The sequence below is a fragment of the Cryptosporangium arvum DSM 44712 genome, assembly GCF_000585375.1.
Lineage (GTDB): Bacteria > Actinomycetota > Actinomycetes > Mycobacteriales > Cryptosporangiaceae > Cryptosporangium > Cryptosporangium arvum.
Window position 1 is genome coordinate 2,300,343 of sequence record NZ_KK073874.1, and the last position, 12,646, is coordinate 2,312,988.

The window sequence follows — 12,646 nt, forward strand, 5'->3', positions numbered from 1 at the left end:
CGAGGCACTCTGACCTGGTGCGAAGACTCCTGCCGGCGCTGCTCCTGCTCCTGGTCGCCGGCTGTTCCCGGCCGGATCCGGACGTGCACACGCTGGGTGAACGGACCTATCGGACGCACGGCTCCGGCGGGACGGCCGTGATCGTGCTGCACGGCGGCGGCGGCAACGGCGCCCAGATCGCCGAGCAGACCGGCTTCGACGCGCTGGCCGACCGCGAGGGCTTCCGCGCGGTGTACCCGGACGGGTCCGGCCGCACGGACCTGCGCACCTGGAACGCGGGCAGCTGCTGCGCGTACGCCCACGACCAGGGCGTCGACGACGTCGGGTTCATCCGCGCGCTGATCGCCGAGCTCGACGCCGACCGGGTCTTCGTCACCGGCTTCTCCAACGGCGCCATGCTCACCTACCGGCTCGGTTGCGAACTCGCCGACGAGATCACCGCGATCGCCCCGGTCTCCGGCTCGCTGGGCGTCCCGTCCTGCGAGCCGTCCCGCCCGCTCCCGGTGTACGTCATCCACGGCGACGCCGATCAGGTCGTGCCGTACGCCGGGGGGAAGTCGGCGAAACGCGTCGCGGGGTCGCACCCGTCGGTCGGGTACGCCGTCGGCGTCTGGACCGGCGTGGACCGGTGCACCGGCGCGCCGGTCCGCTCGGTCTCGGGCGTGGTCGTGTCCGACCGGTACACCTCGTGCGCGTCCGGGACCGAGGTGCGGCTCGACACGATCACCGGCGGCGGGCACGCGTGGCCGGGCGGTGTCCCGGGGCGGCGCGGCGCCGATCAACCGGCCGATTTTGACGCCTCGGCCGCGATCTGGGCGTTCTTCACGACCCACGGCGGTTAGTTGTCGGGGGCGGCTGGTAAATCTCTTCGCGAAGAAGGGAGCCGCGAATGTCGGCGTTAGCGACCGTGCTGGTCGGATTGGCCGTGGTGGTGGTGATCGCGGCCGGTGTCGGGATCGCGGCCCATGTCCGTCACCGCCGCTGGGGCGCGTTGACCGGTGGTCACGCGCACAACGACTACCGGCATTCCCGCCCGCTGCTCGCGGCGCTCGACCAGGGCTTCACCAGCGTCGAGGTCGACATCTGGCCCCACCAGGACGAGCGCGGCGTCCCCCGGCTGCTGGTCGGGCACGACGCGGAGGACCTCGAGTACTGGCGCACGCTGCGCGGCCTGTACCTCGATCCGCTCGCGCGCCGGGTGGCCGAGCACGGCGGTGTGCTGCCCGGGTACGACCGGCCGTTCCAGTTGCTGGTCGAGATCAAGAACGACCCGGAGTGGTGCTGGGAGCTGCTCGCGGCCGAGCTCGACAACTACACCGACATGCTGACCCGCTTCGAGGGCGACGAGATCCACGCCGGCGCGGTCACCGTGGTCATCACCGGTAAGCCGCCGAAGAAGGAGCTCGCCGCCGCACCCGTGCGCTACGCCGCGTGTGACGGTTCGCTCGCCGCGGTGGGGAGCGATTCGCCGGCCTCGCTGGTGCCGTTGTGCAGCGAGAAGTGGGACTGGAAGTTCACCTGGGACGGCCACGGCGCGATGCCCGACGCCGAGCGCGAGTTGCTCCGTGAGTGGGTCGCGAAGGCGCACGCCGAGGGCCGCACCGTGCGCTTCTGGGGCGTGCCCGCCCACTCCCGGCGGCAGCGCCGTGCCTTCTGGCGGGAGATGCGCGACGCCGAGGTCGACTACCTCGGCACCGACGACCTGTCCGCGCTCCGGGCGTTCCTGCACGTGCCCTCGGGGCGTTAGAGCGTGGCGCCCAGCGCGGTGGCGCGGTCGAGGGCGGCGGCGAAGAGGGCCTCGCTGTGCGGCACCTGGGGCGCCAGGTCGGGAATGCGGGGCGCGAGCGTCAGCTCGGTGGCGACGACGGTGACCGTCATGCCGAGCGCGTCGCCGAGGATGATCCGCAGCACCGGCGTCAGGTGGTCCCACCCGGCGGTCGGCGAGCCCTCGGCGTACGAACCACCGGCGCTCGTCACCACCACGGCCGGCCGCCCGGCCAGCGGCTGGCTCGGGGTGTCGTCGAGCGTCGTCGTGACGCCCGGCACGTGCACGTGGTCCACCCACGTCTTCAGCGTCGAGGGCAGCGAGTAGTTGTACATCGGCGCGCCCACCAGCAGCACGTCCGCCGCGAGCAGTTCGTCGAGCACCATCCGCTGCCTGGCCTCGTCCTCGGCCGGTGCGGTCTCACCCTCCGCGCGCAGCCGAGGGGCCCAGTGCAGTGCCGTCGCCGAGAGCCGGGGGAGCGGGTCGGTGTGCAGATCCCGGTAGGTGATCGTGTGGTCGGCGCCGCGATCGGCCCAGGCCTTCGCGAACGCGGCCGTGATCGCGCGCGAGCGGGAGCCGGTGAGGTCGGCGGACGAGTCCAGGTGCAGCAGGTGAGGCATCCCCCGGTTATAACCTTTCTCGATTCTGCCATGCGAGGATGGCGGAATCGCTGACGTCGGAGAGGCGTCGTTCCTACACTGAGCCGCCGGATGCTCACCGAGGAGGACGACGTGTCGCGGTTACGTGTCTTGCTGCTCGTCGCCGTCCTGGTCGCGGCCGGGCTCACGGTCTCGGCGGCCCCCGCGTCGGCCGACGTCGGTGGCCTCTCGAACGGTGTCGCCGACGACGGCGCCCGGGTGATCAGCGAGACGTTCGTCGAGTGGCAGAAGCTCGACATCGTCATCGACTCGCCGGCGATGAAAGGCCAGACCCCGGTCCGGCTGCTGCTGCCGAAGGACTACTTCACCCAGCCCGACCGGAAGTGGCCGACGCTCTACCTGCTGCACGGCTGCTGCGAGCCGGCCGACTACCGGTCCTGGACGCAGTTCACCGACGTCTACGACTTCATGTACGACCGGAACGTGCTCGTCGTGATGCCCAGCGACGGCCTGGCCGGCTACTACAGCGACCCGCGGGGCAGCGGCCCGAAGTACGAGACCTACCACATCACCGAGCTGCAGCAGATCATCGAGCGCGGCTACCGGGGGTCGAGCACTCGGGCGATCGCGGGCCTCTCGGTCGGCGGCTTCGGGGCGTTCTCGTACGCGGCCCGCCACCCCGGTCGGTTCGCGGCGGCGGCGTCCTACAGCGGGCTGCTCGACACGCTCACCCCGGGCGCGCCGACCGCGATCGAGTGGATGCGCCGCCAGGCCAACGAGTCGCTCTTCTCGCTCTGGGGCGACCCGATCCTCAACCGCAGCACGTGGGCGGCCCACAACCCGGCGAGCAACCTGTCGGGTCTGCGCGGCACCCGGCTCTACCTCTCGTGCGGGGACGGGCGCGCCGCCGACCTGGACCAGAACGACGACTTCGTCTGGCAGGAGACCGCGGCTCTGCTGACCACGCAGAGCTTCGTCGCGAAGGCGCGCGCGGCCGGGTTGTCGCCGACCGTGCGGTTCTACGGCCGCGGCACCCACACGTGGCCGTACTGGCAGCGCGAGTTCAAGAACTCGTGGCCGATGCTCGCGTCCGCGCTCGGAGTGCCCGCGTAGGGCTCCGTCGTCGCGGGTGAGAACCGATTCACTCCAGCGCATTCCCGGACCGTTCCGGAGGTGCGGGCGGGTGTCCGTTTGCCGAGGCGGGCCGGGGTTACTCCGGCGGTGGATACCCGTTCACCACCCCCTGAGTGACGTCCTCTATGGACGGCATTCATCAGGATTCACCCGTTTAGGGAAGGGCGGGGTGCGGCATCTCTGCGAGGCCAACCGGCGCTCGCGAGAGGAGCAACCCGATGTTGACCCAGGAGCAGATTCCGACGCTGATGCAGTCGACCGCCTACGACCCGTCCGGCGACAAGATCGGTTCGATCAAGCAGGTGTACCTCGACGACCGCACCGATCGGCCGCAGTTCGCGACCGTCCACACCGGCCTGTTCGGGCTGAAGGAGTCGTTCGTGCCGCTGGACGGCGCCGAGCTGCACGGCGACCGGGTCGTCGTCCCGGTGGACAAGGCCCAGGTCAAAGACGCGCCGAGCATCGACCCGGAGGGCAGCGCCGGCTCGCTGACCCCGACCCAGGTCGCGGAGCTCCACCGGCACTACCACCTGCCGGCCCGTCCCGGCGGCACCCGGGACGCCTACGCGGCCGACGTCGACAGCGGTTCCGGCGAGCACGGCCACGGGCAGCACTACGAGTCCGACCAGGGGAACGTGCGCTTCTCCGGACGCGAGACCCGGACCGACCGTGACGACACGCGGGACGAACGGCTCGCGACCGGCTCCGAGCGGCACGAGCCCGGCCCGGCGGGGCTGCGCAGGTACGTCGCGACCGACGAGCGCTGAGTGATCGCCCCGGAGCGCCCGCACCCCGCGGGTGCTCCGGGGCCCGATCGTCGCGTCAGGGCAGCGGCGTGCTCTCGGCGCCGGCGCGCAGGGCGTCGCCCAGGGCGGTCCGGCGGTAGAGGACCGAACGGCCGGAACGGGCGCGATCGGCCAGGCCCGCGCGCCGCAGCACCGCGAGGTGGTCACCGACGGCGCCGACGGCCAGCCCCAGCGCGTGGGCGAGCTGAGTGGTGCTCGCCGGCTCGTCGAGCGCGGTGAGCACCCTCGCCCGGGACGGCCCGAGCAGATCCCCGAGCGCCCCCGGCCCGACCGGTGCCGACTGCCAGAGAGCAGCCGTACCCCGCGCCGGGTAGACCAGCGCACGCGGCCACGGATCGTCGGTGTGCACGGCCACCGCCGGCCACACGAACACCGACGGCACCAGCAGCAGCCCCTGACCGTCGGCCCTGATCACCTCGCCGCGGCCCGGCCGGCTCAGCTCCAACGCGCCCTCGTGCCACCGCACGTGCTTGTGCAGGTCCTCGAACGCGGCCGCCCAACCGGCGCGCCCGAGCAATCCGGCCCGGTGCACGACGTCGCGCTCGCAGATCGCGCGGAGCCGCAGCCACTCGGCCGCCAGCAACTCCCGCCAGGCGCGGTCGAGAGTGGCGGCCAGCCGCTCGCACACGTCGTCGGCACGCAGCACCGCGAGCACCGCCGGATCGTCGGTGGGGCGCTCGCGAAGGCAGTGCGCGATGTCCTTGCGCGCCTCGTCCAGCGGCACGGCACGCAGCGCCGCCAGCTCGTCGTCCCACGACTGGGCCAGCGACGCCGGCGGCGGAACGAGAAAGCTGGCGCCGCCGCGCGGCCACTGCAGAGCCTGGACGGCGGCGAGGTCGGTCTCGGCGAGCAGCCGCCGGTAGACCGGGCGGCTCCGGGCGGCGAGCCCGCTCGGCAGCCGGTGGCGCGAGAGCCCCGAGAGCACCCGGAGCAGGCCGTTCAGCTCGAACAGAGGGGAGAGCGCGAACCGGCTGCGCAGCAGATCGTCGGCGGTGAGCTCGATCCGCAGCATGCGCCGACCTTACGCTCCGGGGCGTAACAATTGGCTGGTGCCGCCAGGGCTCGAAGACTTGTCGGCGTGACCCCGACCGAAGAGCGCGCCACCTACACGCAGGTGCTGGCCCAGCCGGTGTTCCGCACGGTTTTTGTCACGCGCACGCTCGGCATCACGGCCGACACCTTGCGCGTGGTGGCGCTCTCCACGCTGGTGTTCGCGTCGACCGGGTCGCCGTTGCTGGCCGCGGTCGCGTTCGGGGTCGGGTTCGTGCCGCAGGCCGTCGGGGCGGTCGGGCTCGGCGCGCTCGCCGACCGGGTGCCGGCCCGGGCGCTGATCGTGACCGGCTACCTGGTCGAGGCCGGCGCCGGCCTGGCGATCGCCCTCCTGCACCCACCGGTCGTGGTGATCCTGCTGCTCGTGGGCGGAGTCGCGCTGTTCACGCCGGTGTTCACCGGTGCGGGCAACCGCCTGATCGCCGACGTGCTCACCGGCGACGCCTACGTGCTCAGCCGCTCGCTGGCCGTGGTCGCGTCGTCGGTGGCACAGCTGGTCGGGTTGGCGGTGGGCGCCGCCACGGTCGCCGCCCTCAGCCCTACCGGCGCCCTGTTCGCCACCGCCGCCGCCCACGGCCTGGCCGCGGCCTGGTCGGCCCTGGGCCTACCCGCCCCGACCCCGCCGACCCCGGCTCCACCCCGGGCCGGTCCGGCCGCCACGACAACGGACGCCCCCGCCCCCGCCCCGGCTCCGCCGCCGACGGCGTCCGCCCCGAATGCGCCGGTGGGGGACTCCGGCCCGGGGTCGGGCGTGGGGGAGAGCTGGGCCGGAACCCGGGTGTTGCTCGCGGATAGGCGGGTCCGGACGTTGCTGCTCGCGCACTGGCTGCCGCCGGCCGTCACGACCGGGGCGGAGGCCCTGCTCATCCCGTACGCGGAACGGGCGCACTACCCGGCCGGCACCGGTGGGCTCCTGCTGGCCTGCAGTCCGATCGGGATGCTGCTCGGCAACCTCGCGGTCGGACGGTTGCTCGGCCCGGCGGCCCGGGAGCGGCTCGTCATCGCGTTGATCGGGCTGTCGGGTGCCCCGCTGCTGGTGTTCGCGGCCGACCCGCCGGTGCTCGTCGGCGCGCTGTGTCTCGTGCTGACCGGCGCGGGCTACGCGTACGCGCTCGGGCTGCAGCGCCGTTTTCTCGACGCGGTTCCGGAGATGCGCCGAGGGCAGGCGTTCGGGCTGCTGCACGCCGGGATGATGACCTGCCAGGGCCTCGGGCCCGCCCTGCTCGGGCTGCTCACCGAGTCCGTGGCGGTCGGCACCGCGATCGCCCTGGCCGGCGTGCTGACCCTGACCCTGGCGGCCGCCCTCACCCCCGCCGTCCGCCGCACCGCCCCGTCCCCGCTCTAATCCAGATCGGACAGATCCAGGACGAACCGGTACCGCACGTCACCGCGCGCGAGCCGATCAAAAGCCTCGTTCACCCGTGCCGACGGCAGCACCTCCACGTCCGCCGCCACCCCCGCCTGCGCGCAGAACCGCAGCATCTCGGCCGTCGCCGGTCGCCCTCCGCTCCCGGCCGAGCTCAGCTTCTTCCGCCCCACCAGCAGATCCATCGTCTCCACGGTCACCGGCCCGAGGTCCCCGAGCGAGCACAACGTGCCGTCCATCGCCACCAACCGCAGGTACGGCCCGCGGTCGTGCGGGGCCGCGATCGTGTCGATCACCACGTCGAACGAGTCGCGCGCCGCCTCCAGCCGCGCCGGATCCGACGACACCACCACCCCCCGTGCCCCGAGCCGACGCGCGTCCGCCTCCTTGTCGGGCGACCGGCTGATCACCGACGTCGTGGCCCCGAGCGCCACCGCCAGCTTCACCGCGAGATGCCCGAGCCCGCCGAGTCCGGCCACCGCGACGCGGGTGTCCGGGCCGACGCCGAGCGCCCGCAGCGGCTCCCAGACCGTCACCCCGGCGCAGAGCAGCGGAGCGGCCGCCGCCGGATCGAGCCCGGGCGGAAGCGGATAGGCGAACGCTTCCCGGACGACGTACTCGCGGGAGTAGCCGCCCAGCGTGGTCGACCCGTCGTGCCGGTCGGTGCCGCCGTAGGTGAGCGTCGGGAAGGCCCGGCAGAAGTTCTCCTGGCCGGCCCGGCACATCGCGCACTCGCCGCACGAGTCGACGATGTTGCCGACCGCGACGGGGTCGCCGACCGCGAATGCGGTGACGTCCGGCCCGACCTCGGTGACCACGCCGGTGAACTCGTGCCCCGGCACTAAAGGGGTGGTCCCGGCGTGGCCGCGGCGGGCGTGCAGATCGGTGTGGCAGACACCGCAGTAGTCGATGCGTACCGCGATGTCGTCCGGCCGCAGGTCACGCCGTTCGACGCGCCCCCGGCGGAGCGGCGAAGCAGCACCCTCGACGTGCCATCCGGTCGTCGTCCGCATGGTGGTTCTCCTTAAAACAGACCGTTCGGTTTGCCAAGACCACCGTAGCGCATAAACAGACCAACTGGTCTGTTTGCTAAGCTGACCCTATGCCGGAGCAACCGTCGACACCGCGCGGTGCCGCCACCTACCAGCGCATCCTCGACGTGGCGACTCAGGAGTTCGCCCGGCACGGCATCGCGGGGGCGCGGGTCGAGCGCATCGTCGCCGCCGCGCACACCAACAAGGCCCAGCTCTACGCGTACTTCGGCAACAAGGACGAGCTCTTCGACGCGATCTTCTTCGGGTCGCTGGAGCGGATCGTCAACGTCGTGCCGATCGGCGCCGCCGACCTCGCGGACTGGGCCGTCCGCCTCTACGACGAGTACCTCCGCCGCCCCGACCTGATCCGGCTGGCCACCTGGGCACGCCTGGAGCGCCGCCCCACCGGGCACCTGGTCGAGAACCACGACGCCTACGAGGACGTCAAACTGCGCGCGATCGCCGAGGCGCAGGCCGCCGGGCGGGTGCGTCCGGGTGACCCGTTCGACGTGATGGCGATGGTGATCGCGATGTCGATGGCCTGGTCGCCGGTGAGCAACGTGTACGCGGCGACGGGTGACGAGCCCGCCGCCGCGCACGAGAAACGCCGTGCCCTGCTCCGCGAGTGCGTCCAGCGGGCAGTCACCGTCGGCTAGAAGTGCCACCCGAGCACGTTCCACTGCCAGCAGAACCACACCAGCGACGCCAGCGAACCGAGCAGCACCACCTGGTGCACCCGCGCCGCCGCTCCGGCGCCGCGCCACCCGGCCACCGCGGTACCCGCCGCCCCCGCGGCCAGACCCGTCATCAGGATCGGCGCCCCGAGCAGCACGCGGAACGACGTCGGCACGGCGTACAGGAACTCGCTGGTGTCGCCGAACAGGACCGCGGCCAGCCCCACCAGGAACCCCAGCCCCACGAACGCCGCCCCCGCGGCCAGCCCGCGCGACACCCGCCACGAGCGGCCCGGCTTCGCCCGCCGGCGTCGCAGCCCGGCGATCGGTACCGCGAGCGCGCTCAGCGCCGCGACCGCGAACACCGCGAGCAGCCCGAGGTTGAACGGCAACGCCCAGGACCAGCTCAGCCGCTCGAACGTCGGCCCGTCGGTCGCCACGTACCGGGTTCCGTCGGCGCCGCGCACGGCGACCAGGTGATCGTCGCCTGCGACGTAGGAACCGTCGCGCTGGGGCGTCCACACCTGGCCTCGGAACCGGACCGACCCGGAGCCGGTCACGGTCAGGCGCGCCGGGCCCAGCAGCGTGAGCAGTTTCTCGACGCCCGTGGTGTTGCGCCGGGTCGGCGCGTAGAACCCGGGCTGCGGTGCGACCGGCAGCCGCGAACCCCTGGCCGCGGGCGCGGAGCCGGGTGCGAACCGGTCCAGGAAACCCTCCACGACCGCGGCCGTCGACTCGAAGCCGGCGGTCGAGTTCACCGAGACGAACACCCCGAGCCGGCAGTCGGGCACCAGCAGCAGCGCGCTGCCGAAGCCCTCCCAGCTGCCGTCGTGCATGAGCACGCGGTGCCCGTTCATCGTGCGGGTGATGAAGCCGTGCGAATACCCGGTCAGCCGCGGGTCGGCGGCGAACGAGCGGGTGTGCATCAGCGCGGCGGTCTCCGGCCGCAGGATGCCCGCGCCCTGGTCGAGGTGCGCGACCGCGAACTTCGCCAGATCGGACGCGGTGGCGCTGATCGACCCGTCCGGCGTCAGCGGGTCGAACGTGAACGGGATCGTCTCGCCGTTGTCGCGGTAACTGCGCGCGGGCTCGCCGAGGCCGGCGGGTACCGGCTCGGTGGCGGTGGTGTGCGTCATCCCCAGCGGGTCGAGGATGTCGCCGCTGCACGTACCGGTCGTACGGCTCACCGCTGACCAGCGTGACGAGATAGCCGGCCAGCGCCGCACCGTAGTTCGAGTAGGCCGACACCACACCCGGCGGACGGATCCGCTCCGGCATGTTCTCGGCCAGGTACCGGCCGAGCGGCACGACGCCGTCGGCGGTGCGCGCGCCGGTGCCGACGATCCGGTCCTCGAACCCGGCGGTGTGGGCGAGCAGCATCTGCAGCGTGATCGGCTGCGGGTAGGTGCGCGGGACCTTGAAGGCCCGCAGGTACGTGTTGACGTCCGCGTCCAGGTCGAGGCGACCGGCCTCCACCTGCTGCATCACCGCGGTCGCGGTGAACAGCTTGGTGATCGACGCGATGCGCACGAGCGACCGGTCGGGGTCCATCGGCACGTTCCTCGCCACGTCGGCCCGGCCGAACCCGCGCGTGTAGACGGTGCGCGTGCCGGAGACGACGGACACCACCATTCCGGGCGTGTGACGCAGCGCGCCGGGCGCCGCCGCGTCGAAGTACTTCGCCGCCGCGGCCGTGGTGGCGGGTGTGCAGGTAGGTGGCGCCGCCTGCGCGGGGGAGGTTCCGGTGACCACCGCACCGGCGGCGAGCGCCAGCGCGGCGACGGTGCTCGCCGCGCGTCGGTACGGGCGTGGGGAGGGCGGCACGGGGTGCTCCTTCGACGAGGTCGGAACGGACGCACCGAGCGTCGCGGTGGCGGGTGCCCCGGGACATCGCCGCGTGGTCGCTCGCCGTCTCCGACCAAAGTCGGAGAACACCGTCGACTCCGGGGGCAGGAGAACCCGGGTCCGGCGCCCCTACGCTGCGATCCATGAGATCGGTCCAGCGGTGGCTCGGCGCGGACGCGGCGCTCGTCGCAGGCTGTCTGTTCCTCACCGTGCTGGCCGTGAAGACGCCCTGGTCGGACCTTCCGCCGGTGGTCGTAGCGGTTGCCGGGGCCCTGGCGAGCCTCGCGCAGTGGTGGCGACGCCGGTGGCCCGGGGCCGCCGCCGTGGCCGGGGCACTCGGGTACGCGCTGTCGGGCAACCCGGGCCCGCTGCTGGTGGGTCTCTACGCCGCCGGTGCCTACGCGCCCCGCCGGCACGCGTGGTGGCTGGTGGCGGTGGGCTGGGCCGGCGCGACCGGTTGGAACTGGCTCGACGCCGGACGTCTGTCCTGGTGGGACGCCGCCTACGTGGCGGTGGCCGCGGCGGCGACGTTCGGGCTCGGCGCCTACGTCGCGACGCGCCGCGCCCTGCAGGACGCCTGGCGCGAGCGGGCCGAACGCGCCGACACCGAGCGCACGCTCCGCGACGAGCAGGCACGGATCGCCGAGCGCGCCCGGATCGCCCGCGAGATGCACGACGTGCTGGCCCACAAGGTGTCGCTGATCGCGCTGCACGCCGGAGCGCTCGAGCTCACCGCGGACGGCGGGGCGGAGCGGGTCCGGGAAGGCGCCGGAGTGATCCGGGTGACCGCGCGGGAGGCGCTGGCCGAGCTCCGGACGGTGCTCGGCATCCTCGAGGCCGACGCGCAGCCCTACACCGACCTCGCGTCGGTGGTGGCGGACGCGACGTCGGCCGGGCAGCGGGTGCAGCTGGCGAACACCGCGGGGGAGTTGCCTGCCTCGTCGGCGCGCGTGGTGCAGCGGGTCGTTCAGGAGGGGCTGACGAACGCGCGCAAGCACGCTCCGGGGGAGACCGTGACGGTGTCCGTGGGCCGGGACGCGGACGTGGTGTCGGTCGTGGTGACCAACCCGGTGACCGGCGTCGGCCTCGAACTGCCCGGGTCCGGCGCCGGCCTGGTGGGCCTGGCCGAGCGACTGCGCCTGGTCGGCGGTGCGCTGGAGTCGGGCCCGACCCCGGACGGCTGGCACCTGCGCGCCACGATCCCCTACCCGTCCCCGGAGGCGTGATGATCTCGGTGCTGCTCGTCGACGACGAGGCCCTGGTCCGGGCCGGGCTGCGGCTGATCCTCCAGACCGCGAGCGACGTCACGGTGGTCGGCGACGCCGAGGACGGCCGGGCGGCGATCGAGGCGGTCCGCCGGCACCGGCCCGACGTCGTGCTGATGGACGTCCGGATGCCGCACCTGGACGGGGTGGCCGCCACGGCCGCGCTCAAAGCCGAACCGCACCCACCGGCCGTCGTCGTGCTCACCACGTTCAACACCGACGACGACGTGTTCCGCGCGCTCGCCGCCGGAGCGACCGGCTTCCTGCTGAAGGACACCCCGCCCACCGACCTGCTGCGTGCGGTGCGGCTGGCCGCCGCCGGCGACGCGATGCTCTCCCCGAGCGTCACCCGTCAGGTGATCACCCGCTTCACCGGCGACGACGGCTCCCGGCGCCGCGAGGCGCTGGCCGAGCTCGAGAGCCTCACCGGCCGCGAGCGCGAGGTGCTGGTGGAGATCGGGCGGGGCGCCGCCAACGCGGAGGTCGCCGCGCGCCTGCACATGAGCGAGGCGACCGTGAAGAGCCACGTCACGCACCTGTTCGAGAAGCTCGCGGCCACCAACCGCGTCCAGCTGGCGATCGCGGCTTTCCGCGCGGGCCTCGTCGACTGACCAAGTTCTTTACCGGTACAGGCTTTACCGGTATAGAGCGCGAGTGCTATACCGGTAAAGAACCTGTTGCTTTACCGGTATAGCACCGGACTGGTCGAGGAGTGATCATGGAATACATCGCCGCGTACTTCATCGCCCGCGACGCCGACGGGCAGCGGATGTCCACCGGCCGCCTCGACGGCCGGGTGGAGGCTCCGCGGGCATCGCTGTGGCGCCGGGCCGCCCGCCTCGTCACCCGGGCGGTGGCCGCGCGCCGGGCTTCGGTCGGCACGGCGTCGGTCGGCACGGCGTCGGTCCCGAAGGTGCCGGCCACGAAGGCGTCGACCGCGAAGGCGTCGGCCGCGGCGGCCGGGCGGACCGGCTGCGCCACCGCCTGAGCGTGGAGCCTGAGGATGCTTCCGAACCACCACGGATCCGCCGTCACGGCGGTCCCTGACCGCGGATCCGTGGTCCGGCGCCCCGCTCCCACCGGTTACGGTGGATCAGCGGAAGGCGGT

The 12,646-nt window shown here is 73.2% G+C and carries 12 protein-coding genes and 1 pseudogene; 9 read left to right on the forward strand and 4 right to left on the reverse strand.

The genetic code is table 11. The features are described from left to right. Positions 1–17: 17 nt before the first annotated feature. Positions 18–842 carry a CE1 family esterase gene (locus CRYAR_RS10685; RefSeq protein WP_051570012.1) on the forward strand — a complete coding sequence of 275 codons (825 nt, stop codon included), beginning with the start codon at positions 18–20 and terminating at the stop codon, positions 840–842. 47 nt (positions 843–889) lie between these two features. Then, entirely contained in the window at positions 890–1,747 is an 858-nt protein-coding gene (locus CRYAR_RS10690; RefSeq protein ID WP_035850251.1) for a PI-PLC domain-containing protein, read from the forward strand. Here CRYAR_RS10690 and CRYAR_RS10695 read toward each other — a convergent pair. After that, complete coding sequence (locus CRYAR_RS10695; RefSeq protein WP_035850253.1) at positions 1,744–2,385, reverse strand: FMN-dependent NADH-azoreductase; 642 nt, start codon at positions 2,383–2,385, stop codon at positions 1,744–1,746. The two genes, CRYAR_RS10690 and CRYAR_RS10695, sit on opposite strands and share 4 nt — an antisense overlap. Positions 2,386–2,475: 90 nt before the next feature. Here CRYAR_RS10695 and CRYAR_RS10700 point away from each other — a divergent pair, with 90 nt between their 5' ends. Continuing rightward, complete coding sequence (locus CRYAR_RS10700; protein WP_051570013.1) at positions 2,476–3,477, forward strand: alpha/beta hydrolase; 1,002 nt, start codon at positions 2,476–2,478, stop codon at positions 3,475–3,477. A 239-nt stretch (positions 3,478–3,716) separates the two neighbouring features. Further along, positions 3,717–4,265 (forward strand): PRC-barrel domain-containing protein, encoded by a 549-nt coding sequence (locus CRYAR_RS10705; RefSeq protein ID WP_051570014.1) that lies wholly within the window; start codon positions 3,717–3,719, stop codon positions 4,263–4,265. Between the two features lie 55 nt (positions 4,266–4,320). Here the strand turns inward: CRYAR_RS10705 and CRYAR_RS10710 are convergent, their stop codons facing one another. Further along, entirely contained in the window at positions 4,321–5,316 is a 996-nt protein-coding gene (locus tag CRYAR_RS10710; RefSeq protein WP_035850255.1) for an ArsR/SmtB family transcription factor, read from the reverse strand. A gap of 66 nt (positions 5,317–5,382) precedes the next feature. On the opposite strand from CRYAR_RS10710, the gene CRYAR_RS10715 reads away from it, so the two are divergent. After that, on the forward strand, positions 5,383–6,699 hold the full coding sequence (locus tag CRYAR_RS10715) for an MFS transporter (RefSeq protein WP_035850257.1): 1,317 nt from the start codon (positions 5,383–5,385) through the stop codon (positions 6,697–6,699). On the opposite strand, the gene CRYAR_RS10720 is transcribed toward CRYAR_RS10715, so the two are convergent. After that, positions 6,696–7,733, reverse strand: coding sequence for an NAD(P)-dependent alcohol dehydrogenase (locus tag CRYAR_RS10720; protein ID WP_035850260.1), 1,038 nt, complete (start codon positions 7,731–7,733; stop codon positions 6,696–6,698). The genes CRYAR_RS10715 and CRYAR_RS10720 overlap by 4 nt on opposite strands. Before the next feature lie 89 nt (positions 7,734–7,822). On the opposite strand from CRYAR_RS10720, the gene CRYAR_RS10725 reads away from it, so the two are divergent. Next, positions 7,823–8,410: a TetR/AcrR family transcriptional regulator gene (locus tag CRYAR_RS10725; RefSeq protein WP_035850262.1), complete on the forward strand. Its 588-nt coding sequence runs from the start codon at positions 7,823–7,825 to the stop codon at positions 8,408–8,410. Here the strand turns inward: CRYAR_RS10725 and CRYAR_RS10730 are convergent. Beyond that, positions 8,407–10,060 (reverse strand): annotated as a pseudogene (locus CRYAR_RS10730) (serine hydrolase domain-containing protein). The gene CRYAR_RS10725 and the pseudogene CRYAR_RS10730 overlap by 4 nt on opposite strands. A gap of 356 nt (positions 10,061–10,416) precedes the next feature. Here CRYAR_RS10730 and CRYAR_RS10740 point away from each other — a divergent pair. The 3 genes from CRYAR_RS10740 (at position 10,417) to CRYAR_RS10750 (ending at position 12,526) form a co-directional block, all read left to right on the forward strand. Further along, positions 10,417–11,499: a sensor histidine kinase gene (locus CRYAR_RS10740; protein ID WP_035850268.1), complete on the forward strand. Its 1,083-nt coding sequence runs from the start codon at positions 10,417–10,419 to the stop codon at positions 11,497–11,499. Next, positions 11,499–12,149 (forward strand): response regulator, encoded by a 651-nt coding sequence (locus CRYAR_RS10745; protein WP_035850270.1) that lies wholly within the window; start codon positions 11,499–11,501, stop codon positions 12,147–12,149. The genes CRYAR_RS10740 and CRYAR_RS10745 overlap by 1 nt, the downstream gene beginning before the upstream one ends. Before the next feature lie 107 nt (positions 12,150–12,256). Then, entirely contained in the window at positions 12,257–12,526 is a 270-nt protein-coding gene (locus CRYAR_RS10750) for a hypothetical protein (protein WP_157017574.1), read from the forward strand. Positions 12,527–12,646 lie beyond the last annotated feature (120 nt).